At 41.2% G+C, this 25,853-nt stretch carries 20 protein-coding genes and 1 tRNA gene; 6 read left to right on the forward strand and 15 right to left on the reverse strand.

Annotated features, from left to right (window positions below; all coding sequences use genetic code 11):
• Positions 1 to 81: 81 nt before the first annotated feature.
• Positions 82 to 1,074, forward strand: coding sequence for an RNA ligase (ATP) (locus tag V7K55_RS10050; RefSeq protein WP_334830719.1), 993 nt, complete (start codon positions 82 to 84; stop codon positions 1,072 to 1,074).
• Between the two features lie 66 nt (positions 1,075 to 1,140).
• Here V7K55_RS10050 and V7K55_RS10055 read toward each other — a convergent pair whose 3' ends face one another.
• The 6 genes from V7K55_RS10055 to V7K55_RS10080 form a co-directional block, all read right to left on the reverse strand.
• Positions 1,141 to 2,640: an Ig-like domain-containing protein gene (locus V7K55_RS10055; protein WP_334830721.1), complete on the reverse strand. Its 1,500-nt coding sequence runs from the start codon at positions 2,638 to 2,640 to the stop codon at positions 1,141 to 1,143.
• Between the two features lie 40 nt (positions 2,641 to 2,680).
• A complete protein-coding gene (locus tag V7K55_RS10060; RefSeq protein WP_334830723.1) occupies positions 2,681 to 3,454 on the reverse strand; it encodes a TIGR03943 family putative permease subunit in 774 nt (257 codons plus the stop codon).
• 109 nt (positions 3,455 to 3,563) lie between these two features.
• Positions 3,564 to 4,619, reverse strand: coding sequence for a permease (locus V7K55_RS10065; protein WP_334830725.1), 1,056 nt, complete (start codon positions 4,617 to 4,619; stop codon positions 3,564 to 3,566).
• A gap of 788 nt (positions 4,620 to 5,407) precedes the next feature.
• Complete coding sequence (locus V7K55_RS10070; protein WP_442949081.1) at positions 5,408 to 6,415, reverse strand: WD40 repeat domain-containing protein; 1,008 nt, start codon at positions 6,413 to 6,415, stop codon at positions 5,408 to 5,410.
• A gap of 157 nt (positions 6,416 to 6,572) precedes the next feature.
• Positions 6,573 to 6,866 carry a hypothetical protein gene (locus V7K55_RS10075; protein WP_334830730.1) on the reverse strand — a complete coding sequence of 98 codons (294 nt, stop codon included), beginning with the start codon at positions 6,864 to 6,866 and terminating at the stop codon, positions 6,573 to 6,575.
• Positions 6,867 to 7,191: 325 nt separating this feature from the next.
• Complete coding sequence (locus V7K55_RS10080) at positions 7,192 to 7,362, reverse strand: hypothetical protein (RefSeq protein WP_334708678.1); 171 nt, start codon at positions 7,360 to 7,362, stop codon at positions 7,192 to 7,194.
• A 418-nt stretch (positions 7,363 to 7,780) separates the two neighbouring features.
• On the opposite strand from V7K55_RS10080, the gene ald reads away from it, so the two are divergent.
• Positions 7,781 to 8,872 (forward strand): alanine dehydrogenase, encoded by a 1,092-nt coding sequence (ald, locus tag V7K55_RS10085; RefSeq protein WP_334830733.1) that lies wholly within the window; start codon positions 7,781 to 7,783, stop codon positions 8,870 to 8,872.
• A gap of 303 nt (positions 8,873 to 9,175) precedes the next feature.
• Positions 9,176 to 10,138, forward strand: coding sequence for an amino acid ABC transporter substrate-binding protein (locus tag V7K55_RS10090; protein WP_334830735.1), 963 nt, complete (start codon positions 9,176 to 9,178; stop codon positions 10,136 to 10,138).
• A 159-nt stretch (positions 10,139 to 10,297) separates the two neighbouring features.
• On the opposite strand, the gene dusB is transcribed toward V7K55_RS10090, so the two are convergent.
• The 6 genes from dusB to glcD all read right to left on the reverse strand — a co-directional run bounded on the left by dusB (position 10,298) and on the right by glcD (position 18,014).
• Positions 10,298 to 11,353 carry a tRNA dihydrouridine synthase DusB gene (dusB, locus tag V7K55_RS10095; RefSeq protein ID WP_334830738.1) on the reverse strand — a complete coding sequence of 352 codons (1,056 nt, stop codon included), beginning with the start codon at positions 11,351 to 11,353 and terminating at the stop codon, positions 10,298 to 10,300.
• Between the two features lie 246 nt (positions 11,354 to 11,599).
• Positions 11,600 to 11,671: transfer RNA gene (locus V7K55_RS10100), tRNA-Lys, on the reverse strand.
• Positions 11,672 to 11,731: 60 nt separating this feature from the next.
• Positions 11,732 to 13,981, reverse strand: a complete 2,250-nt coding sequence (locus V7K55_RS10105; protein WP_334830740.1) for a sensor histidine kinase — start codon at positions 13,979 to 13,981, stop codon at positions 11,732 to 11,734.
• Between the two features lie 469 nt (positions 13,982 to 14,450).
• Positions 14,451 to 15,014: a hypothetical protein gene (locus tag V7K55_RS10110; RefSeq protein ID WP_334830742.1), complete on the reverse strand. Its 564-nt coding sequence runs from the start codon at positions 15,012 to 15,014 to the stop codon at positions 14,451 to 14,453.
• Between the two features lie 68 nt (positions 15,015 to 15,082).
• Positions 15,083 to 16,330: a glycoside hydrolase family 10 protein gene (locus V7K55_RS10115; RefSeq protein ID WP_334830744.1), complete on the reverse strand. Its 1,248-nt coding sequence runs from the start codon at positions 16,328 to 16,330 to the stop codon at positions 15,083 to 15,085.
• A 211-nt stretch (positions 16,331 to 16,541) separates the two neighbouring features.
• Positions 16,542 to 18,014: a glycolate oxidase subunit GlcD gene (glcD, locus tag V7K55_RS10120; protein WP_334830746.1), complete on the reverse strand. Its 1,473-nt coding sequence runs from the start codon at positions 18,012 to 18,014 to the stop codon at positions 16,542 to 16,544.
• 292 nt (positions 18,015 to 18,306) lie between these two features.
• Here glcD and V7K55_RS10125 point away from each other — a divergent pair, with 292 nt between their 5' ends.
• Positions 18,307 to 19,035: a Uma2 family endonuclease gene (locus tag V7K55_RS10125; protein WP_334830748.1), complete on the forward strand. Its 729-nt coding sequence runs from the start codon at positions 18,307 to 18,309 to the stop codon at positions 19,033 to 19,035.
• A 58-nt stretch (positions 19,036 to 19,093) separates the two neighbouring features.
• Here V7K55_RS10125 and miaA read toward each other — a convergent pair whose 3' ends face one another.
• Positions 19,094 to 19,996 (reverse strand): tRNA (adenosine(37)-N6)-dimethylallyltransferase MiaA, encoded by a 903-nt coding sequence (gene miaA, locus V7K55_RS10130; RefSeq protein WP_334830750.1) that lies wholly within the window; start codon positions 19,994 to 19,996, stop codon positions 19,094 to 19,096.
• Between the two features lie 182 nt (positions 19,997 to 20,178).
• On the opposite strand from miaA, the gene gyrB reads away from it, so the two are divergent.
• Together gyrB and rpoD are read left to right on the forward strand one after the other, a co-directional pair.
• The gene (gene gyrB / locus V7K55_RS10135) at positions 20,179 to 22,116 is read left to right on the forward strand and encodes a DNA topoisomerase (ATP-hydrolyzing) subunit B (RefSeq protein WP_334830752.1); all 1,938 of its coding nucleotides are present in this window, start codon (positions 20,179 to 20,181) and stop codon (positions 22,114 to 22,116) included.
• Positions 22,117 to 23,781: 1,665 nt separating this feature from the next.
• On the forward strand, positions 23,782 to 24,951 hold the full coding sequence (gene rpoD, locus V7K55_RS10140; protein WP_334830754.1) for an RNA polymerase sigma factor RpoD: 1,170 nt from the start codon (positions 23,782 to 23,784) through the stop codon (positions 24,949 to 24,951).
• Positions 24,952 to 25,079: 128 nt separating this feature from the next.
• Here the strand turns inward: rpoD and V7K55_RS10145 are convergent, their stop codons facing one another.
• Both V7K55_RS10145 and V7K55_RS10150 read right to left on the reverse strand, forming a co-directional pair.
• On the reverse strand, positions 25,080 to 25,268 hold the full coding sequence (locus V7K55_RS10145; RefSeq protein ID WP_334830756.1) for a chlorophyll a/b-binding protein: 189 nt from the start codon (positions 25,266 to 25,268) through the stop codon (positions 25,080 to 25,082).
• Between the two features lie 307 nt (positions 25,269 to 25,575).
• The gene (locus V7K55_RS10150; protein WP_334830758.1) at positions 25,576 to 25,764 is read right to left on the reverse strand and encodes a GNAT family N-acetyltransferase; all 189 of its coding nucleotides are present in this window, start codon (positions 25,762 to 25,764) and stop codon (positions 25,576 to 25,578) included.
• Positions 25,765 to 25,853: the final 89 nt, after the last annotated feature.

Genomic DNA, 25,853 nt, shown 5'->3' on the forward strand with positions numbered 1-25,853 from the left:
CACTTATGCTAACTGTACGCCCATACTTTGTACGAAATTTAGAGTTTTTCTAAAATCTATTTTTTTCAAAAAAGGTGAGCTATGAGTATTTTTAAAGTTGAAGTTGTTAAAATCAACAGCATTAATCCTCATCCTAATGCTGATAGACTAGATATTGCCTCTATTGAAGATATGGGGTATCAAGTAATTATAGTCAAAGGTAATTTTCAGCCTGGTGATTTAGCTTTTTACTTTCCGATTGATAGTGTTATTCCAGAAAAGTTTTTGGATGAGTTTGATATTCGTAACTACTACTCGAAAAAGCTGCGTGCTGCTAAACTTCGCGGAATTTTTTCTGAGGGTTTGCTTATTCCCGTTGGTAATAACTTTATGGGAAATGTCGGAGACGACTACACGGAGTATTTTGGTGTAACAAAGTACGAATATCCAATTCCTCAAGGGATGAGCGGGGAAGTAGAAAGTTTTATTGGACATTACAAATTCCCCAGTCCAGAAAACCTTAAACGTTACAAAAACATCCTAATTGAAGGTGAAGAAGTTGTTGTAACAGAGAAGTTGCACGGAACTAACTTCTCTGTTTTAGTTGATGCTGATGGCACAACTAAAATTGGCAGCCATAATTACTTCTGGAAAAACAGCGAAATAAACAAAAAATTAGTTTATATTCGTGCTTACAACGAAAACGAAGCTTTCCAGAAACTTCCGCCAGGAACTCAGATTTTTGGCGAAATCTACGGCGTACAAGATATCAAATATGGCTTGGATAATGGCAATATTGGAATTGCTATATTTGCTGTGCGTCGCGGCAGTTATTTTCTCAATTACAGCGATTTTGTGGCTTTTTGCGATGAATTTGCTTTACCGAAAGTACCCGTGCTTTATATCGGTGCTTACACTTGGGAAGCGGTGTCTCAGTTCAATAATGCCAATAGTGTAGTTAGTCCCAATTGCATCATGGAAGGCGTTGTTGTGCAACCACTCATTGAGAAAACGCATCCAGAAATAGGTAGAGTAGTCTTGAAGTTGATTAGCGATCGCTATCTGCTCCGTAAGGATGGAACTGAACTCCATTAGGTTCAACTCGATTTTTGGTGGCGATACCTTAACTGACGTTCCGAAATGGACTTACGAATTATTCTCTTAAGGTAGCCAACGGGGATGAAATCCGTCTAAGGGTAGTTGTTCTGGTCTAATTTCAACAGTTGCAGCATCAGCAATGGGTAACAAAGGCATTAACCACAGGCTACTGGTAGCAATAACATCTCCATCATCAGTTTTCAAAGTGTTTGTGGGTAATGATGCTGGGGGGGTTGTCTGCGGTACTACTTGGTCAAATAACAAGCCTAAACCATCAGCAGATAAACTCATTTGCACATTTCGTTGAGCGGGAGGCAGTACTAGGAGGGGTTTCTGTTGCCCGGTTTTCAGATCGATGGCCACCACATAAGGCTGTTCTATGTATTGTTCCTTGGATACTAGCTGTGTTAGCAAGCAGTAGAGGGTAGGTGAGGCGATGTCAAATTGGCAACTGACAATTGAGCCTGTTGTTTTTAATAGCTGTTTCTGCACGCCTTGGTTTGTCACTAAAAACAAATCTCGCGTGTAATCTGTATTAAACTTGACCATCGCTGCCTGAGAGCCATCTTTAGAGAAAGCCTGTACCAAACCAAACTGCGGCAGAAAATCTAGGGGTTTTGTGGCATCACCTTGCAATGGTAAAATTGCTGCTCCCTCTCCTTGGGCAACTGCTACGGCTTTACTATCTGGTGTGATCATAAAGTCTCCTCCCGGTTGGCTTTTCAAACGTTTAGGAGTGGGTTTTTCTGCTGAACTATCGCTGGTTGCTGGCATAAACCACAGGCCAAAGTCGCCGGGATTCGTTTTGTTTCCCCTCTGGATGACAATAGTTTGCCCATCAGGTGATAAGTCAAATTTCAGGTTTTCATAATCTTTACTATCTAAAACTAGGTCAACTTTTCCTCCTGGCTGTGCTTCTTGTCCAGATTTAGCAGAAACACCTGTTATCACTGTATACAGTTTGGCTGAAAGCAAGTCTTGATTGTTTGCAGCACGAGCCGAAAATAAAATTTTCTCCCCATCAGGAAATGACTCAAAGTCAATTACTATCAGGTCTTTGGGGGTAAGTACCCTTTTTTGCTCTTGGGTTAAATTGTATAGAACTAATCGTCCCTGTTCTTCTTTATCGGTTCCTATGTAAAGGATGACGCGATCGCGTGTGCGGAAACTCCCTGTAAAAGGCTGGATCGCTCGATTGTTACCTTCTTGCTGGGCAAACTTATCTTTGGCTCCCTGTAACTGAACTTTATAATTCGTGCCATAAGGTGCGGGTGTTAGCAGTGTATAAACCATCCGCCGCCCAGCCCAACTAAATTTACCTGCTAGGGGTGGATCGATTTTCAAATTATCCTCTACGCTTTTTATTTCCATTGGGCGACTGAAGGTGAGAGTAAAGGAGTTATCTTCCGCCCCAATCTGTTGATTTTGCCAGGTAAAGTCCCGCACACGAGCAGTCACCACATCACCTTGCAATATGATTAACCCAATCAGCACACTCAGCAGTAGCATCAGTGCGATCGCTATCCGATCTAGTGGTTGAATAAATGCTTTAGATTTTGTCATTGGTCATTTGTCATTGGTCATTTATCATCAACATTTCTGACTAATAACTATATGGATTCTGCGGTTGAGGAATCTTTTTGAGAGAGGTAGCGGCAATGGTAAGTTGGCGTTTACCTGCCAAATTTTCTGTCACCATTTTTCCTTCTACTTCCAGCCAGGTGTCAGGGGAATAAGTTTCTTGATTTTTTGGCAGTTGGACGGGTAATCCTACAGGATAAGCATCTGCTGCACAACAAGTTAAGACAAACCGCGCTAAAAACAAATATTCTTTCCCAATATCTGGTGGGTGGATAACAAATCCTTGTACCTTGACTTTTTGACCTGTATATGTGTCAGGCTCTGGATAGACATTGACAGTGCGTACCCAGTCTACAAGCGATCGCTCCTCTGGACTAACGGTAGCGCGAAAGGCTTGAGGTTTGACACGCGTGCTTCCCAATAAATCAGTCGTTACACCTCGTTGAAGTGCTTTGTCACTAGCAAAAACTTGCGGTGTAATGATAAAACCTAGAATCGCTGTGGTCAACAATAAAGCACTGCCCCAACCAGGGGGAAATAAACTAATATGCGGGGCGTTTGGCGTTACATCACGGCGACGACGCAACCAAAGTTCTTGCATCTTGAAGAAACCAATAATAATCAAGCTAATACCAGTCACAACCACGAACCAAATGTAATTTGGGTGAATTAACAGGTTCAGCTTGTTAGTTAGCCAATATCTCAACATCAAAATGCCCCAAGCTGTAATTGCTATGGCATCCAGCCAAGGGAGGAACAGATTTTGAATTTTAGATTTGGGATTTTTATTAGTCATTGGGCGTTGGTCATTGGACGTTGGTCATTGGGCGTTGGTCATTGGGCGTTGGTCATTGGGCGTTGGTCATTGGTCATTGACAAAGGACGAATGACAAAACAAAGATTTTTTAAAGGACGTGCAAGTTGAGGAAGAGAGTTAGTACAAATGTTAATTGTGCTGCTAAAGCAAATAAGTAAAAGACTGTTTTGGGCTTAAAAATAGATAACATCAAACCAACACTTTTGATGTCAATCATTGGCCCAAATACTAGGAATGCTAACAATGAACCACTACTAAAGGTTGAGGCAAAAGATAGGGCAAAGAAAGAATCGACTGTAGAACAAATTGACACCACTACTGCTAATATCAGCATGACCACAATCGAACTAATAGGCCCAGCACCCAGAGTTAGGATCGTTTCACGGGGGGCTAGCACTTGAATTGCAGCAGCGATCGCACTTCCTAAAATCATCACTCCGCCCAATTCCCGGAATTCTTGGACGCTATTATCTACCACTAGGCGTAGTTTATCTGCAAGGGGTTTATTGGTATAAGAAATTGGGGTACTTGCTTGTGCCAAATTAGCATCTATCCGCAGAGGTACACCTGCTTTTCCTCCTAGGATATAAGTCCCAGATTGCAAGATATTTGGTATAGCTTCTTGCTGTTGTATTTGGTAACGTTTACCACGAGGTTTGGTTTCAGGCTGCGCGGGCGGGTTAAACTTCATATACCGAGCGATCGCAGGTTGGATTATAGGATTTAAGTCCTTTTGAAAACTGAAAGCAAAACCAATAATTGTAGCAATTACTAGGGAAAATACGACTCGTAAGACTACTATTTCTGGCTGATCCCGAAATGCTGTCCAAGTTGACCAAATTACAATTGGGTTAATTGTTGGTGCTGCTAGCAAAAAACCAATGGCGACTGGTGTGGGTACTCCCTGAATCAGGAACCGCCGCGCTACCGGCACATTCCCGCACTCACACACCGGAAATAAAAAGCCGATCATACTGCCAACTAAAGCACCCAGCAGAGGATTTTTGGGCATTTTTTCTACTAATTTGCGCTCATCAACAAAAAATAGCAGCAAACTGGAGAATAAAACCCCAAGAAGCAAAAAAGGCATCGCCTCGACTAGCAGACTTAGAAATATCGTAAAACCATTGTTCAGTTGATTCATGTGCGTCGCAGTCAAAAGCAGTTTTTAGTTTTAGGGTTCTGCCTAGTCATTCTACCGAAATGGGGATCAAAAGCAGTTCGGGAAAATTAAACATCATTTAAGTAGCAAGTTATCCTACGTTTAAAATAGCGCTCAAGCGCTACAAACCTTTGCTTCAGACAAGATGGTGATTTTTACCTGAGTGCATTTACTGACGATGACCATTTCTATAGATTGTCTAAATTCAGAAATTGTTCCGAGTATAGAGGGTAAGTAGCTGCATAGATGATTTGGAATTCCCTATTACCTATGTTTATACTTACAGTAATTTTCTGAATAAGATATTAGCTCGGCTGTATTTTCATCAAGTATTCACAGTTACTCAACAATTGGGGATCGCTTTTGGTTGCTATAGCAACGGACAAGGAGGTTAGGACATTAACTGATGATAAAACCTATATACAAACGGACTTTAAACCCAGTCCCCAGTCCCCAGTCCCTAGTCCCCTGCTATACCATCATTGATTTTGGGTAGTTCTGCCAAAAATTCGATCTTAGCTTTGGTTGATTTCGTACTACTAGGACTTACGCATCAATTACAAAAATATAGGGGCAATTCATGAATTACCCCTACAGTAAATCAAGGCTTTCACCGCCTTTTGCCTAAGTCCTGACTACAAAAACTCTAAAAAGGCAAGACCAAAGTTTAGCAAACACGGTAAATGCTTGCAATCCCTTGGCCAATTTCCGAAAAGTCTGTTATTCAGAACCGGGATTTCTTAAATAAGTTGGGCTTCTGCTGTTCGCTGTTAATTACGTTTTTGTGGAGTTCCCCAAATCTTGATTTGTCGATCGAATCCACCACTGGCAAGAATTTTACCATTTGGACTAAAAGCGATCGCACTTACCCAGTCTGTATGTCCATTGAGTGTATTTATTAACTCACCTGTAGTTAAATCCCACAATTTAATCCCATCTTTGCCGGCACTCGCAAGGGTTCGTCCATCGGGGTTAATAGCGATCGCATTTACCCAGTTATTATGTCCTGTGAGGGTGCGGACTAATGCTCCAGTACTAATATTCCACAGTTTGACTGTGCGATCGCGGCTTGCACTAACTAATGTTTCTCCATCTGGTGTAAAGATGACCGCGCTAACAGAATTAGAATGAGCTACAAATTCACTGATTAATTTACCAGTACTCAAATTCCACAGCTTAATTACACCTTTATTATCACCACTAGCTAAAGTCTGTCCATCAGGGCTAATGGCTAGGGTATAAATCACATTATCAAAGCTGACTAGAGTCCCTAGAGGGCGCTGCTGTAGTAAATCCCATAGACGAATCCCATCCAAAGCTCCACTGATGAGAACTTTACTATCAGGAGATACTGCTAAAGATAATACGTTACTGGTATGTCCGACAAAAGAGCGGCTAAATTTAAGACTTTTCAGGTTCCAGAGATTAATCGTGTTGTCATCACTACAACTAGCGAGGGTTTGCCCATCTGGTGAAATCACTAAAGACTCTACGGCTGCTTTGTGTGCTTTGTTAATATCCCCTAACTTCTTGCCGTTTGCTGGATTCCACAGGCGAATAACACCCTCATTATCTGCACCTCCACTCACAAGAATTCTGCTATCTGGACTGAAAGCGAGGGATTTAACAGTTCCGTTATGTCCTCTGAGTGTGTAAAGTACTTGGGCATTAGCAAAGCTGTTGGTAGTTTGGGAATTTGGTATTATTTCAACGGCAGCATGAGCTTGATGAATGTAAAACCCTTCCCAAGTAATTACTGGAAGGGCGACAGCTGCCATAAATGACAGGATAATATATGGACGCAGAAAATTACCCCCACCTCTTCCCTCACTACTCACACTTTTTCCTCACTTTTTATATACAAACAAACCACTAAGAGTTATGAATTATCAAATCATAACGGGCTAAACGCCCCGCTAACAGCACTCAGCCCTCTTAAAGAGGTCGTTTTTTCTTAGAAACGCTTAACACTGGTAAAGGCTCACTAGAAGAACGAGAAGGCAAATAATGTTGCACTACAGGTTCCTCTGGTAGAGGACGACGCTGCTGGAAACGCCACAATTTAAAGGCTAGCGCTACGCCTGTTGTTCCTAAACCAAAAGCGAACAACGACCAGCTATCATTCAATCCGCCAATCAAAGCATCCATAACGCCCATCGTCACAAACACACTGATTAATGGCTCTTTTCGGTAGGTTGACTTCAAAAAACGAGGTAATACAGCATTCATCACAGCTTGCTTGGTTCCAGTTCAGCTTTTGTGTATATTTACCAAGAATACCTCACCCTTAATTTGCCTTTCTCATTGAAGGCAGACACTAGTTATATTTTTTTAGTAGGGGAGGGAGTGGACTCATTAATTTACTTGCGTATATTTGTTGCAAGTGTACGATATCTAAATCAATAATAGGTATTTTGATTCCTCATCTTCTTTACATTCTAGGGCAAAGTATTTCGCTATCAATTGTCAAAGTCAAAACCAACTGGGTTTTCCAGCTGGTTGAAACTCTTTTAACTTCTAGCTTACAACTTTCTTTTTGGGCTGGCTGGCGGCACTACTTCAGACCAAGCCATGATAGCACCCCTTGATTGCTTGTATATTCAATTACCAGCAGTAAAGCGAAACCAATCATTGCGGCTCGACCATTCAAGCGTTCAGCATATTCGTTAAAGCCAAACTTTGGTTCTTCTAGTTTAGGTGTAATTGTTGGTTGTGTTTGTGTCATTTTTAAGAAACCTTTTTTTCGGCAGACAGGACTTGATATGAGACTTTGCAGCAGTTATCAGGTATAAGCGGTAAAAGTTCAAGGGATTGAATAGTTCTTTTCTCCTTAACCTTTAGCCTCCACTTGGTATTTCAGCAGCTGATTGCACTGCTGAAATACCAAGATGACTTGATAAATTCAGCAAAAGCTTCATAGTAGGGAGCTATACAATCGCTCTTTTAATAAATTGTTACTATTCTTTATATATTGTATAAACACTGGGGTAATAGTCAAGGGCTTGAGTTTGGGGCTACTCAAATTAAATTGAGAAACTTAGGACACAGATTAACTATCTCTAATACAGCTATCTGTAATAAGTCGGTAGCAAGCTTGAGATTCGCAAGCTAGAGTTAAACAAAAAAATTATCAGAGGCGATATATGGAAATCGGCGTTCCAAAAGAAAATAAGGATCAAGAATTTCGTGTAGGGTTAAGTCCTTCTAGTGTGCGGGTGCTGCGAGAAAATGGTCATAGCATCTTCGTCGAGACACAAGCAGGTAATGGTGCTGGATTCTCAGATGATGACTACAGGACTGCTGGAGCCGAGATTGTCCCTATATCAGAAACAGCTTGGAATCGGGAATTGGTGGTGAAAGTCAAAGAGCCTCTGACATCTGAGTATAAGTTTTTGCAGAAAGGGCAGATATTATTTACTTATTTACACTTAGCCGCCGATCGCAAATTGACAGAGCATTTAATTGATTGTGGCACAACTGCGATCGCCTACGAAACCGTAGAACAACCTGGTGCTAACAGACTACCTTTGCTCACCCCCATGAGCGTAATTGCCGGTCGGCTAGCTGTACAATTTGGGGCCAGATTCCTAGAACGTCAGCAAGGTGGTAAAGGGCTGCTTTTGGGCGGTGTCCCTGGAGTTAAACCAGGTAAAGTAGTAATTTTAGGTGGCGGTGTTGTTGGCACAGAAGCAGCTAAAATTGCAGTGGGTGTAGGTGCGATCGTGCAGATTTTAGATGTGAGTGTCGATCGCTTATCTTACCTAGAAACCCTCTTTGGCTCTAGGGTGGAATTACTTTACAGCAACTCTGCTCATATCGAAGCCGCCGTCAAGGAAGCTGATTTGCTTATCGGTGCAGTTTTAGTGTTAGGACGTAGGGCACCAATACTAGTATCCCGCGAATTGGTCAAACAAATGCGTCCTGGTTCGGTAATAGTTGATGTAGCCGTTGACCAAGGCGGTTGTATAGAAACCTTACGTGCCACATCTCATACAAATCCGGTATATGTTGAAGAGGGTGTGGTGCATTATGGCGTTCCCAATATGCCAGGAGCAGTACCTTGGACAGCAACTCAAGCACTCAATAACAGTACATTACCTTATATTGTCCAGTTGGCGAATTTGGGAATTATGGCCCTGGAAGTTAACCCAGCTTTAGCTAAGGGTGTGAATGTGCAGAATCATCGCTTAGTGCATCCGGCTGTACAAGAGGTATTCCCTGATTTGGTAAATTAAGGTGTGCAAGTATTAGTTAGGCGATCGCTTATTTTAATAGAAGTAGCGATCGCAATTAGACTAAATTTTCTTGCCTTACGCGCGGATGGGTAGATGTACAAAATCAGAAGGGGCAAAAAATGGTTGCTGCTCCATCTATACAAGGTTTTCAGGGCAATAGTACTTTTAAACCATCCGCGCACCTTATGGAGACTGACTTTCAGCAAGTTCTAATGTGAAGAATCATTTCTAGAACTGCTTGTTTGACAATTGACAGAGATAATTTTTTTACTTTGATATTTGTGGATGCCCAAAGATTTGAATATGTTTGTTAATACTAAACTAAATCTCTCGTGTTTACCTGCTTTTACTAAGTCGAAGATATATAGAAATCTAGCGCCTGTAATATTCGGTTTGATATTACCAGCATTCATACCTGGTGTTGCAGGGGCAGAGACTGTGATGCAAAAAGTAGCACGGACAGGAGTATTAACGGCTGGTACAAGTAGAGATGCTTTACCTTTTGCATACTCTGACAGTCAAGGAAAATTGATTGGTTATTCTGTGGATATGCTGACTTTGATCCAGAAGCAGTTAGAGAAAGAATTAGGCAAAAAAATTAAACTTGAATTAGTTGGAGTTACCCCAGCAGAGAGGATTCCCAAGATAATTAACCGACAAGTTGATATTGTCTGTGATGCTAGTAGTTTTACTTGGGAGCGAGATAAAAAGGTTGATTTTTCAATCAGCTATGGTGTAACAGGTACTCAAATATTAATTAAGAAGGACAGCAATTTAGGTTCGCCGGAATCTCTGATTAACAAGCGTGTGGCTGTGCTGGCTGGAACTACCAACGAACAAGCCATCAAGCAGATACAACCCCAAGCTAAACTTGTATATTTTAAGACTAGATCAGAAGGATTTACTGCTTTAGAACAGGGTAAAATTGATGCTTTTGCATCCGATAGCATTATTTTAGAGGGATGGTTACAAACAGCAAAAAATCAAGATAGTTTTGCGATCGCACCTCCTCGTCCTTATTCACGAGAAGGAATTGCTTGTATGGTTCCTGAGAATAACTCTAAATTCCTCGGCTCAGTGAATTATTCCCTTGTCAAGTTTATGCAAGGGTTTGTTAATAATAACCCCAAATATGTTGCGATTTTTGACCGTTGGTTTGGTTCTCAAGGTGTTATATTTCTAAATCGAGACTTACGTGATTTAGCTGTGGAAACTATGCAATTGACGATCGAGTTTCACGAAGAGATTCCCCAGAAAGAGTTGTAGGCTGTAGTTGGTATTGATGGTGAAAAAATTTGAGATAGACTTTTTCCTGGAACAACTAATCTTCACCCAAGATTTCCCACCAACACGGCACTCATTACTCCAATAGACCTTGGTTTGAGTGTGAATAACCGGTTTTATTGTGCCGACTTACTTAGTTTTTTAAAGCATCACCAAATTACCTTCAGTTTCTTCCTCTAACTCATAACCATTAGCTAATTTTTCAATTGCTTGGTCAAGCATAGCTAAACCTCGATCTACATTTTCAACCAAACTTAGCTGTCCTCGGAGTTCGGCAGCACCTACGAAACCCTTAGCATACCAAGTCATGTGCTTACGGGCTTGACGGACACCGCGATCGCCTTTATATTCCCACAATGCTTGTAAATGATCTCTTGCACATTCCAAACGCTGAATCGGGGTAGGTGTAGGTAATATTTCCCCAGTTTTCAGGAAATGATCGATTTCTCCCACCAAAAACGGATAACCCAAAGTTCCACGGGAACACATCACACCATCAGCGCCAGTTTGTTCTAAACATTTCACCGCCGCTTCAACAGAAAAAATATCTCCATTCCCAATTACTGGGATAGAAAGCACTTCTTTTACACGAGTAATCCATTCCCAACGGGCATTGCCATTGTATCCTTGGGCGCGGGTACGTCCGTGGACTGTGATCATTTTTGCCCCTGCATCTTCCATCCGCTTGGCAAAGTCAAGAATAGTAATTTCGTTGTCATTCCAGCCAATACGGGTTTTGACTGTCACAGGGACATCAACAGCTTTTACAACTTCCCGGACAATTGCCTCTGCTACTTCTGGTTGCCGCAACAACGAAGAACCGCCACCATTTCTAGTGATTTTATTTACCGGACAACCCATATTAATATCAACAGTATCAGCACCTTCGGCAACTGCCTTGATTGCTGCTTCTGCCAAAAAATCGGGACGGCAATCAAATAGTTGAACGCTAATCGGGCGTTCATTGGGATCTACCTCCATGATTTTGGGTAATTGCTTGACATAATGCAATCCCGTAGCATTCACCATTTCGGTATACATCATCGAATCTGGCGCATAGCGACGCACGAGACGGCGAAACACCATATCAGTCACTCCAGATAAAGGCGACTGGAGAACCCGACTTTTGACCTCAAATGTGTCAATTTTGAGGGGTTGGGAAAGTCTAGCCTGGAGAATGGGGGAGAGCGAAATCATACAAAAAATTCAAAATTATGGGAATGGAAATAGCAAGAATATTTAGGGGTATCGTGATTCGCTTTTTGTCACATTCTAGCTGTCCAGTAGACAAGCTAGAGATTCTACTGGATGGCAGGGGTTTTTATTTAAATTAGTCAATGTTCTAACGCCGTTTATCCTTGACAAATGGGGCTTTTGGAGCGTGCCGCTAACTCAATTTAGTCAAGAATTTAGTCAAGGATAAAATCTGGAAGGCTGAAAGAGTGGGTGACGAGGGATTTGAACCCGCAACCAATAGATTAAGAGTCTACTGCTCTACCGTTGAGCTAGTCACCCACACGAATAACTATCATAGCAGACCTCTAACAATTTAGCTAGTGCCGCGCTAAAAAACAATTAAAGGGGGAATTTGATAGTGAAAGTGGTTTGACCAGTTCCACTCTCTACATAAATTGAGCCGCCTAAATGTCTGACCATTTTCTGTACTAATGCTAATTCCAGTCCAGTGCCGCTATGTTTCCAAGGATCGTGTTTGGAAAGGTGATAAAAAGGCTCAAATATCCGTGACAGTTCGTTGCTGGTAAGCTCTAGTCCCGAATTGCTAATATTAAGCTCTACTGCATCCCCTCTCAGGTGAGCAGAAACTGTGACGGACTCACCTGCCGGGGTATATTTGCAGACATGGTTGAGGAGTTCGGTGATAATCCTCTCCATATCTGTGATATCTGTCTCTAAAAGCGGGAGTTCGCAATCGATACTCAGGTTTAACTGCTGTCCCTGGCAGTTGGTGAGGTCTCGAAAAGACTCGACAATGGGATGAAGCCAGCTTTGTAAGTCAATGGCAATCAATGTTGGGGGATCGGGTTCGGCTTCGAGATATGTGAGTGTGAGTAGGTCGTTAATTAACTTGCTTTCTCGCGCACACTCGTTATGCAAAATCTGCAATAGTTGCGGAACTATTTCTATCTCTAGTATTTCTGGGGGTGTCAAGACACTTTCGAGGGTTTGGACTGCAAGGCTGATACTAGTGATGGGTGTCCGCAGTTCTTGGGAGAGGTTTCTGATAAATTGGTTTTTGAGCCGATCGCAATTTTCTAATTCTTTTACCTGTGCCTGGATTTGTTGGTAAAGTTGAGCTTGGCGAATTGCGATCGCACATTCATTGGCCACCTGCTGCACTAACTCGATTTCAAATTCATCAAAAGCCTCTTGTGATGGTCTTGTCAACCAAAGATTTCCCAAAATCCCTTGAGGATCAAAAATTGGACAAGCCATCTGGGACATAACCAATAGCTTTGGTTGCCATCCAGAGGCAATTTCCAAAAATTGCAGAGGTTCTTTTTGCAACAAGGGCTGATAAACTTCTAGACGGTCTGCAATCTGTCTAGTTTCTCCTTGACACTGGGATAGGTTAATGCCGTACTCGTAGGCAATAGTTACCAGGGTTTGACAAGGGCTATAGAGTTCAATTTGGCAACATTTAAGGTTGAGTAACTCTGCTAATTCCTGAGTCACTGTCTGCAATACCAGAGTTTCATCGAGACTGTCGCGGATTTGTTCTGTCATCCGTCGCACCAAGGCTTCAAAGTTTCGCACCTGCTGCAATTGATTTTTGTGCTTCTCCTTTTGCGACTCCAGCTTGCCTTTTATATCCTTAAGCTGCTGACGAAGTTCTGCCTGTCCAGCAGCAATGCCGATTTGAGTTGCCAGCTGTTTGAGTAAGTCAGTTTCTGTTTGCTGCCATTCCCGTGATTCATGGCAATGCTGGGCAATCAATAGCCCCCACATATCTTGCTCTTGGAAAATTGGCACTACTAGATTGGCTCCGATCTGCAAAGATGCCAGAAAATCTATATGGCAAGGGTGCAAGCCGGCTGCATAGATATCTTCAACAACTTGAATGCAACCTCGCTCGTAGTGTTCTGGATGTTTGCCATTGAAGCAGGAATCGGTGATATTTTTTCCTAAAAGTGGTTCACTTGTAGCCACAGATGATTCGGCAATGATTACCCCACTGCCATCAGCCTCGAAGCGATAAATTAGAATGCGATCGCAATTCAAAAATTGTCGTAGTTCAATTGTAGTCTGATGCAGAATTGTCTCTAATTCTACAGATTGGTGAATTCGTCCAGCGATCGCTTCTAGCAATCGTTCCCGTTCAACCTGGAGTTCGACTGCTTCTTGGGCTTGCTTCACAGGAGTAATATTGCTACTAGTACCAATCAGTCGATAAATTCGGGAGTTAGCATCCCTTAGTGGCGTGAGAGTTGTACTCCACCAAGTGAGAACCCCCTGGAATTGCAAACATTGTTCATAGGAAATAGTTTTGCCAAATAGCACACAGTCAACGTAATGCTGACGCACCCTAGCAGCATCGATGGGGGAGAGAATATCCTCTGGTTTTTTCCCTCGGAGATCGTCTGAGCAAATACCTATCCACCGCTCATGAGTGGGATTAAGTGCCACATACTGAAAATCTCCATCCTCTAGAACATCTACTATAAATATTGATGCCTGCACAGAATCGTACATGCTCAATAGAAATTGCTCACTACTACTTTTCTCATCTACTTCTGTGCCGAAGATAATTTGAGGAGGCGATAATTTTGTCAACTCCATAGTTGATTCTGCTGGATTTATATTCATGCGAGAGTCCCTTTCTGGTTATGACTGACTCTTCTAGGCGCTCTCTTCTCGTTACGCTTGTAGTAGATGCACTTTAGCGCCTATAGCAAAGTATTGTCAGCTGTTGCTCATGGAAATTTGGATCTTTCTCTACTTCTTGTCAGAAATCTAGGAAAGCTAATAGGAGTCAGCTTAACAAATCCTGCTTTGTGAAAGCGGAAATACATTTGCAGATTAGGGCAAATTTAATGATTTTTGAACAGTTTTCCAAGATTCTTGCATATACTTAAGTACAATCATCAAATTATATCAATTAATTCTATAATTCTTAATAAATTTATGGGCGATAGTGGGAATGGGAAGATATAATAAAAGATCAGAAGAATGTTTAATTTCATCCTCAGTTAAATATTTTTGCATAGCTTGTCTTTCGCTTCAGCAATTGTTCTAAGCTTTGCACAGCAACACTCATTGACATTTGACTCTCAACTTACGATCGCAATTTATGAGCATTCATTCCGGTGAGGATACCAACTAGCAGCCAAGTGATGGCTAATCCCATGACTTCACCTAAGAATAACTGCGTTAAGCGATGTAAGATCATCCCCACAGCAGAACCCACAGGGACAGCAACAGCCCAACTTGCCGAAGAGACAAATATCCATCGCCAGGCCATCGGCTGAGGAATTGCCAGCCATTGTGCCAATCCAATCCCCAAGCCGCCAAGTGCCCCATAAATCGCTCCCGATAGGATTCTCATAGGAAGAATCTGAGTGCTGGGTACAATCCAACCTACCGCACCAATACCGATGGCGGTGATGATACTCCAACCCAAAAGACTTGACAAAATCCACCTGATGCAAAACACAGGTTCTTTGAGAAGACAACCTTGAGGAAGTGCGATCGCAATTGAGCCGATAGCCGCTTCTATCACCCCAACATCTGGCTTTTCGCCAATTTCAACAAAGAGTAAACTCAATAAAAAACCGCCACAAGTAGCGAGAGTCCACAGCAATGTAAAGCTAAATCTAGTATTTTCCGGCGCGAATGACATTGAGGGTACTGGGGACTGGGGACTGGGAATATGGGAGAATTACCAATGACAAATGACAAATGACAAAATCAAAGTTTCTTTGGTTTGGATAGTCTGACAGTTCTAGCATTAAACATCTCAAAAAAAGCTTTGCGTCGCTGTTGGGGAGATTCTGGTACAATATAACCCCAGAGACTCTCCCAGTAAAAAAAGGAGATGCCATCAAAATTGCGATCGCGCACAGCTTGAACCTGTTCTCGAACTTGCGCCATTTTTACAGGATTACGCACCGTTCCCGTTGATATCCCAATTTCTACAGGAATTAAGCTTTGAGCCAATTTTATCGATGGTTGTTCCAGTTGAGCGATAAAGGAGCTTTTGTCATTTCGATATACTTGCAAAATTAACTCATCAACTAAACCTTTTTTTACCCAATTTTCCCAATCTTGCAAATAGTATTTGTAGGCAAAAGCTTGATAATTGGGAGATAGGGATATTTTTGCTTTGGGCTTAACCGCCTTCACAGCTTGATAGATTTCCGCCATAAAATCGGTAATTTTGTCTGCCCGCCAACGCATCCATTCTGGGTTAAAAGGGTCAACAGGGGGACTTTTGCCTTTATGCTCTTGCTGGTAGAGTTCAATAGTGAAGCGATCGTAACCAAACTGTACTGGCATCCCAAAATGATCGTCAATCTGAATACCATCCACATCGTAATTCCTGACTACTTCCAAAATTAGCCCTTGCATAAACTCTTGCACTTGCGGATGTAGGGGATTCAACCAAGCCAGCTTGTTCACCAAACTATTATCAATTTCTTCTGGTGGCGCATCTTGGATAGACTTTATACCTTCTTGCCCAATTGTTAACCAGTCAGGATAACGCCTTGCTAATTGTGAATAATGAGGTGTCATAAACCCGTATTCAAACCAAGGAATGACTCTCAAATTTTTATTTTTAGCAAGCGTTACTATCTTTGTTAAAACATCCTGTCCACCGTGCATAAACTTTAAAAAAGGTTGAGTGTCTGAGCCTGTAGTCATTTCAGCTACAGAACTTTTATAAAAAGTATGTCCTCGGTTCCAAACCACAGGATAAATTGTATTAAAGTTGAGATTTGATAATTGGTTTATAGCACGGTTAATACCCCAAGGTATAAATAGCACACCACTAGCAACATTAGTGAGCCAAACGCCGCGAATTTCTGTAGTTAAAGGACTTATTTTTTGGGAATAAACTGGCAGGGAAGAGACTGAAGAGAGTGAAGAGACTGTTAAAAAGACTACTAATCCCAAACACATTAAGTAAGAAACACAACGGCGAGCAACCCGATTCATTTGTAGCATGACCTAGTGCGATCGGAATATATATAACTACAAAATAAAGTTATAATCCTCCGGGTTATGTAAACAAATGATGATTTTATGCCGAGGTGTAAATTAATAAATGTGCTTCAATAGACAATTATCGCTATTTTTAATCTTGTGAAATATAAGAGTTCATCTCTTTCCCATTTTAAGACTGCGAACAAGATGAACTTAGCGGAAATTAAAATCTTTCCATACCTTCAAATTGCTTGATAGCTGATGCATTTGCTGCTTCACCACAAGTCCGTGGTGTAGGGAATATCTTTTCAGGATTTGCTAACCCTTTAGGATTAAAGACCTGCCGCACCCATTGCATAGTTTCTAAATCAACTTGGCTAAACATCTGTGGCATATAGCACCTTTTCTCTGCGCCGATGCCATGTTCACCAGAAATACTACCACCAACTTGGACACAAAGTTTCAGAATTTTTCCACCCATTTCTTCTACTTGTTCCAATTCTCCAGGCACAGAATTATCGTAAAGAATTAGCGGATGAAGATTGCCATCGCCAGCATGAAAGACATTAGCAACACGATAACCGTACTCTTTACTTAATGCCTCAATCTCATGCAACACATAAGGTAATTGAGTCCGAGGAATTACACCATCTTGCACATAATAATCTGGACTTAAATGCCCAGCCGCAGCAAAAGCAGCTTTGCGTCCTTTCCATAATTTCAATCGGGTTTCTGGGTCACTCGCAGAAGTAATATTTCGCGCCCCATTCTTTTTACAAATTTCAGTAACTCGCTGCTTATTTCCTGCAACTTCCACTTCTAAACCGTCAATTTCTATTAGTAAAATAGCAGTAGCATCGCGGGGATAACAATTTGTTGCTACAACATCTTCAACAGCATTGATGCTGAAGTTATCCATCATTTCCATACCACCGGGAATAATTCCAGCGCTGATGATGTCCGAAACAGTTGCTCCCGCAGCTTCAATACTTGTAAAATCTGCTAACAGCACACAAATTGATTCAGCACTTTTGAGAATTCGCAAAGTAATTTCTGTAGCAATTCCTAAAGTGCCTTCAGAACCAACAAATACACCTGTTAAATCATAACCAGGCATTTCAGGGATTTCTCCGCCTAAATCGACAATTTCCCCTTCTGGCGTGACAATTTTTAATCCTAAAACGTGGTTAGTAGTGACACCGTATTTGAGACAATGTACGCCACCAGAATTTTCGGCAATATTTCCGCCAATAGAGCAGATAATTTGACTGGAAGGGTCAGGAGCGTAGTAAAATCCAGCACCACTAACGGCTTGTGTTACCCAACTATTAATCACCCCTGGTTGCACAACTGTCCGTTGATTTTCCAAATCAATGCTCAAGATTTGCCGCATTAACGAAGTAACAATTAAAACAGAGTCTTCGACTGGTAAAGCGCCGCCAGACAAACCAGTACCAGAACCGCGTGCGATGAAGGGGATAGAGTATTGATTGCATATCTTTACAATTTCCGCAACTTGTTCTGTAGTTCTGGGTAACGCTACCACAGCCGGACGTTGGCGATAACCAGTTAAACCATCGCATTCGTAGGTAATGAGTTCTTCACGGCGTTGCACCACGCCATTTTTGCCAAGGACAGCCTCGAATGCTTTGAGAATAGGTTTCCAGTTGCGTTGTTTTTTATCTTGGGTAAGCATAGTTTTTTAAAGTTCAAGGTAGATGTTTACAGATTACTTAAAATTGCAATTACTTCTTCTGCTCAATGGATTTAATATAGGTTTTTCATCTTTAATATGAATCAAGAATTTGTTTTTTAGCTATAATTTTTATTAGCTAATATAAATCCCAATTCTTGAATAATATTTTACACACTTTATACTTATCTATGAGTTAAACAAACTTTCAATTCCAATAGATATAACTATTTTACACCCTCTTGGCTTAAATCAACTAACCTAAAAATAACACTCTCAAATACTGGAAAAAATCATGGTTCAACAAGTTCTAATCAATGATGATGATTACTATGTACCAGATGCCAACCAGCTAGTCACTGAAAATGATACACCTGTGGATAATTTCGCATCTGCCAAACAACAACGCCTTTTAGTTAGTTCTCTTTACAGTTCTTTACAAAACCAGACTTTTTTAGCTGAAGCTAATGTAGGTATTTACTACACAGACCTTCAGCCGCCCATTGTACCTGATGTCTTTCTCAGCTTAGATGTCCAAGTACCTGAAAAGTGGTGGGAAAAACAAAATCGTTGTTATATGGTTTGGCGTTTTGGCAAACCTCCCGAAGTTGTCCTCGAAATTGTCTCAAATAAAGAAGGTGATGAACTGGGCAAAAAGCTTAAAATTTATGAACACATGCGGGCTAGTTACTACATCGTATATGACCCAAATCAGCAATTAGCAGAAAAAATACTGCATATATATGAACTTAGGGGAACACGCTACTTTGAAACTTCAGAAACTTGGTTAGAACAAGTTGGTTTAGGTATAACTCTGTGGGAAGGTGAATTTGAAGGCAGACAGGATAATTGGTTACGCTGGTGCTACCAAAATGGTAATGTTTTGCTAACTGGGGATGAACGTGCTGAACAGGAACAACAACGGACTGAACAAGCAGAACAACGTGCTGAACAAGCAGAACAACGCAGCCAATTACTAGCAGATAGGCTACGGGCTATGGGTGTAGATCCCGACACTCTTTAAGACACTCGCTGTAAAGACGCAAAGTTTTTTGCGTCTTTGCATGAGCAAAAAAATCTCACTAATTAGTGGAATTAATAAACTCATTTATTCGCTGCCAAACCTTCTCTAATAAATCAAGATCGTTCGCATCAAACCATTCAATTTTGGGATATGCTCGAAACCAAGTGCGTTGTCGCTTGGCAAATTGTCGTGTATGCAAAACTATTAATTCTTTGGCTTCATCTAAAGAAATATCCCCAGCCAAGTATTGCTTGATTTCTTGATAGCCCAAAGTATTCAATAAAGACAAATCAGCGCCATATTTTTGACAAAGATACTCCACTTCAGCAACCAAGCCATTTGCTATCATTTCCTCAGTACGCTGTTGAATACGAGCAAGCAACTTTTCAACATCGCAATCTAAACCAATTTGCAAAATCGGATAATTTGGTGGATTCTCCCCTTGTTGTTCGGAAATGGGATATCCAGTAACATAATATACCTCCAATGCTCTTAAAGTTCGGACTGAATCATTGCCATGAATCTTTTGTGCTGCAATGGGGTCAACTTGTTGTAACATCGCGTAGAGTTGTGCTTGACCGAGAGATTCAAGTTGCGATCGCAATTCAATTTGTGGTGCAACTCTCGGAATTTTCATCCCTTGGACAATGGAACGGATATATAAACCAGTCCCACCAACTAGCAAAAGTGGCGTAACATCAACAGAAGCAATTAAGGCTTGTGTTTGTTGCTGATAGTCTGCTACTGTCATCGTGTCTGTGGGAGCGCAGATATCTATTAAGTAGTGCGATACTAATTTTTGTTGTGCCAGAGTTGGTTTTGCTGTACCAATATCAAACTCACGGTAAACTTGACGAGAATCAGCACTAAGAATTACAGAACCAAAGCGCATCGCCAAAGCCAAAGCCAAACCAGACTTACCTGTAGCCGTCGCCCCACAAATAACAATTAATTTAGTCATTTCTTCCCCATCTCCCTCATCCCCCTCATCTTCCTCATATCGCCCGGTAGTGCAACCCTAGTATAAACTTCTCTTGAAAATGCCCTACAGACGCTAGCAGGGCTTTTGTGTTACAATTTTGGAGTGTTTTTGCTTTTATTTATTTTTAGGCGAGTTTAACCCCACGCATCAGGAGAGTTTACATGACGAGCAGTTACAGTGCCGATCAGATTCAAGTTCTGGAAGGTCTGGAAGCCGTCCGCAAAAGACCAGGAATGTACATCGGTACCACTGGGCCGCGAGGACTCCACCATTTAGTTTACGAGGTGGTGGATAATTCAATCGATGAGGCTTTGGCGGGTCATTGCACTCATATAGAGGTGGATATCAACGCTGATGGTTCTGTGACTGTAACGGATGATGGTCGCGGTATTCCTGTCGATACTCACTCGCGCACCGGTAAATCGGCTTTAGAAACCGTGATGACGGTACTACACGCTGGTGGTAAGTTTGGCGGCGGCGGCTACAAAGTTTCTGGAGGATTGCACGGAGTTGGTATTTCTGTTGTTAATGCCCTATCTGAGGTTGTAGAAGTTACAGTTTGGCGAGATAAAAAGGTTTATCTCCAACGCTATGAACGCGGTATCCCAGTTAGTGAACTGCAAGCAAAGCCTTACAAAGAAGCTAGAACTGGAACTTCTGTTACTTTTAAACCAGATACCCAAATCTTCACTGTTAGCATTGAGTTTGATTACATCACTTTATCAGGTCGTCTACGGGAATTGGCGTATCTGAATGCTGGTGTCAAAATTACCTTTACTGACCACCGTCTGGAACTACTAAAAAGCGATACACCGAAGGTAGAATCCTACGATTACAAGGGTGGTATTAAAGAATATATCGCGTACATGAACCGCGAGAAGCAACCTCTGCATGAAGAAATTATCTATGTACAGGGTGAACGCAACAACGTCCAAGTGGAAGTTTCTTTGCAATGGTGTACTGATGCTTATACGGATAATGTGCTAGGTTTTGCTAACAATATTCGCACGGTAGATGGTGGTACGCACTTAGAAGGGTTAAAGGCCGTTTTGACTCGGACATTAAATACGATCGCACGTAAGCGCAATAAAATTAAAGAGAATGAAACTAACCTCAGTGGCGAACACGTCCGCGAAGGTTTGACTGCGGTAATTTCCGTTAAAGTCCCAGATCCAGAATTTGAAGGACAAACCAAGACTAAACTCGGTAACACTGAAGTGCGGGGGATTGTCGATTCTCTGGTGGGAGAAGTCCTCACCGAATATCTAGAATTTCATCCGGCGATCGCAGATTCAATTTTAGATAAAGCTATCCAAGCTTTCAAAGCCGCAGAAGCAGCCCGTCATGCGCGGGAATTAGTTCGGCGCAAATCAGTGCTAGAATCTTCGCCATTACCAGGTAAATTGGCAGATTGCAGTTCTCGCGATCCTAGCGAATCTGAGATATTCATCGTGGAAGGCGACTCAGCCGGCGGAAGTGCGAAACAAGGACGCGATCGCCGCACTCAAGCTATTTTGCCTCTACGTGGTAAAATCCTCAACATTGAAAAAACCGATGACGCTAAAATTTATAAAAATAACGAAGTTCAATCGTTAATTACAGCCCTCGGTTTAGGTGTCAAAGGTGATGAATTCGATTCTACCCAACTGCGCTATCACCGCATAGTCATTATGACTGATGCTGACGTAGATGGAGCGCACATCCGTACTTTGTTGTTAACATTCTTCTATCGATACCAACGAGCGCTGATTGAACAAGGCTTTATTTATATTGCTTGTCCCCCACTGTTTAAAGTAGAACGGGGACGTAATCATGAGTACTGCTATAGCGATCGCGAAAAGAATCAAGCGATCGCCAAATTCCCTGCTAACGCCAACTACACCATCCAACGCTTCAAAGGTTTGGGTGAAATGATGCCACAACAACTCTGGGATACCACCATGAACCCAGAAAGCCGCAAAATGAAGCAAGTGGAAATTGAGGACGCTGCCGAAGCCGATCGCATCTTCACAATTTTAATGGGCGATCGCGTCGCACCCAGACGAGAATTTATCGAAACCTATGGTTCTAAACTCAACTTCACCGATTTAGATATCTAATATCAATTCTCTAACACTACTTGAATAATTTGTGATCCTGGTAATGAGTGATACGCTTTCACTCATTACCTTTTTTATATCCATAATAAATACCTCTTTTGGATGATGGCAAACCAAGGAATCTATAAGTATTTTATCCACTCTGCGGTTTCTTATTCCCTAATTCTTAGGTAAATTCTAAGTTAGTGAAAATTCATATAATTTGCTTATTGTCAATATTTTACAAAAATTCAGTATTTAAGTGTTAGTAAAATTACCAACTTTGTTGGGAAGTTAGTCAAGATAAAACTCTTTGCACTGAGTAGTACAGATCGGCGGAAATAAGCCAGCCATTTGAAATGTCTAAAACTCTTACACAATAGTAATTACAAATTATCGAACGCGTAGCGTTTTGTAGAGAAGCAGTACTAGCGAATTAATTTTGTCTACCAACTAGAAACACATTTGTTATCCTTTAATAAAATAACTGAATATCATCTATCAAACAGCAATTAATAGGTATTTTGGGGATTTCTCATCATAAGATGACAGAAACTTACCGAAATAAAAGTATTTAAATTTACAATTTATTTACGCAGAAAAGCTTTGTAACTAAAATTATCAGGTAATCTTCTTGATTCTCTTGGTTCGGGGTAATTGCTACTGAAAGCACACACCATCTGGCTGAAAACTTGTTAATATCTTCATGTACTGCCGTGGCGATCGCGATTGTATCGTATGTATCTAATAAAGTTTTGCCTGGAATAGGACTATACTGGCAAGTTCACAAGACAAATTGTTTTTGAATTGATTAAAATATCCTTGTATACAATAAGAAGAGTTTGTCAAGTTTCATAGGGCTGAAATCGCCACAGTGCGCTAACGTGTGAATAAGGCCAAATTAGTTAAACCTAAATTGATCAACTATCAGGTCGATTCTGCCACAGCCTCAACTCCTCAGTTAAGGTAATTGTAAGCAGAAGGTTAACTAACTAAAGGCAAGTACTACCACCTTGGTTGTATTTACCCAATCGAAAGACTAGCTTTAATCTCAGGAATGCGTAATTTATGAAGGAAATGTAAAAATGGGTAGATTAATACTTGTCGTCTGAGTTAACATACAATGCACTCTTCCTAAGTAATTAATGTTGTGTAAAATACATGAAATTGGGCAGGAGCAATCATACTTACTTTGTAATGTAATAAGAGCGTCACTGCAATTCCGAAAAGTTGAGAAAAATTTCAGGGTATAACTCCCGTTTTTAATGTCTTTTTGGTAATAGTGGCTAAAAATTCCTGAAAGAGTTCATGATTAATACACAAAAAGAGTGCAATTTCTGTGAAACAGGCTACAATCGGAAGAGTCTTTATAAGAAAATCTGCCAGCATTCTGAACTCATTAGTATAGAGTGGCAATTTTTTTAAGAGAGACGAGTATTTTTTTTGACCAGTTAGTTGAAAGCAGTATGTGATAGCAACACATATAACATTTACTAAGGTGAACAAATCACTTTTAGACGTGGCTTAAACTAAACTAAAAAACCTCCAACAGGAGGTGCAAAATGTCCGAAAATATTTCTGGCAAATCTGCCAAAAAACTTATTTTCGGTTGACAATTGGCTCGTTTAAAAGAGCAATAAACACATCTTGAGTAATTGATTCTGCAAGGAGCATGAGGAACGCGGCATGAACCAGGCTAACAACGTACTCGAAAGCATATATCAGCCTGAACTAGAAATAATGAATCAGCCTGAGCTCGAGTTAGAAGAACTCTTAATAGATGATGAAGAGGACTTGCTTATCATCGATGAAGGTGACGATGAATTTTTAGAGCCTCAGACTGATGAGGACGACGCAAAGTCTGGAAAAGCCGCTAAATCGCGTCGTCGGACACAAAGCAAGAAAAAGCATTACACAGAAGATTCCATTCGGCTTTACTTGCAAGAAATTGGTAGAATTCGGCTGTTGCGGGCAGACGAAGAAATCGAATTGGCGCGGAAAATCGCCGATTTGCTGGAATTAGAGAGGGTGCGGGAAAGACTATCAGAACAGTTAGATCGCGATCCTAAAGATAGTGAATGGGCAGAAGCAGTACAACTACCTTTGCCAGCTTTTCGTTATAGGCTCCATGTTGGTCGTCGGGCGAAAGATAAGATGGTGCAATCTAACCTCCGTCTTGTGGTTTCAATTGCCAAGAAGTACATGAATCGTGGTTTGTCGTTCCAAGATTTAATTCAGGAAGGCAGTCTCGGTTTGATTCGCGCGGCGGAAAAGTTTGACCATGAGAAAGGTTATAAGTTTTCTACCTACGCTACATGGTGGATTCGTCAAGCAATTACCCGCGCGATCGCAGACCAATCCCGCACAATTCGTCTTCCAGTTCACCTTTACGAAACCATCTCTCGGATTAAGAAAACTACCAAGTTACTATCTCAAGAAATGGGTCGCAAACCAACCGAGGAAGAAATCGCTACTCGGATGGAAATGACCATTGAGAAGTTGCGGTTTATTGCTAAATCTGCCCAGTTGCCTATTTCGCTAGAAACGCCTATTGGTAAAGAAGAAGATTCTCGGTTAGGCGATTTTATTGAATCTGATGGTGAAACACCAGAAGACCAAGTTTCCAAAAATCTTCTGCGCGAAGACTTGGAAAAAGTCCTCGATAGCCTCAGCCCCCGCGAACGTGATGTCCTCAGACTGCGTTACGGCTTGGATGATGGTCGGATGAAGACCCTTGAGGAAATCGGACAGATTTTCAACGTTACCCGCGAACGGATTCGTCAAATTGAGGCGAAGGCACTTCGTAAGTTACGCCACCCCAATCGTAACAGCGTTCTCAAGGAATATATTCGGTAGTCATTAGTTATTAGTCATTTGTTTAAAGCGAATGACTAATCGCAAACAAATAAAAAACCTGGTAGTGAATTAGCACTCCAGGTTTTTTTATTTATAGGTCATTTTGAGGTCATCTTAGATATTAAAACTTACAAGATGCCCCAAAAATGTAGGAAGCCTTGACCAGAGAAAACTTCAACCAAAATGGCGGCTGAAAAGCCAATCATTGCCAAACGACCGTTCCAAACTTCTGCTTGTGGGGTAAAGCCCCAGCGCCAAGCGTTGCGATCTTCAATAATTACAGGAGTAGTGACTTTTGTTGTGCTTGCGTTTGTCATGGTTCGGACTCCAAACTTAATTTTTAAGGTTTATTGCCTTATGTAAACTAATATAACAAATATTTTTATAAAAGCAACATTTTTTATACTTTTGTTTCCATACCTTGACATAAATGGACATAGCTATTTATACATATTAAAACATCAACCTTCAGTGAGATTTACTGAGGCAGAATAAATGTTATTCAGATTTTTAGCCTTATGAACAATATAACTTTATTGAGACTAATTATCAAATATTTTAGATGAATTGCCTTATATAGATAGATGTTATTATTTTAAATTAAAAATATACTGATAATTTAAGTCAGTAGTAGACAATTTCCATTTCTTTTGAAGTCAAGACAAAACCAAACTTCTCATACATAGGTTTACTATCGTCAGTGGCGTGAAGCCAGAGGCATTTTGCTTCAGTTGCTCTCACAAAGCTGATAATTTTTAATAATGCTGTCGCAATTCCCTGCGATCGCCACATAGGAATTCTATACACATTCATAATGTAGGCTTCTAAACCCGCAGGAGTTCAAGAGGCACTTGGATTAGCGTCTCTAAGTCCTGCAAGTTGGCTTGTCGCAAGTTGAACAT

Source organism: Nostoc sp., assembly GCF_036919895.1.
Lineage (GTDB): Bacteria > Cyanobacteriota > Cyanobacteriia > Cyanobacteriales > Nostocaceae > Nostoc.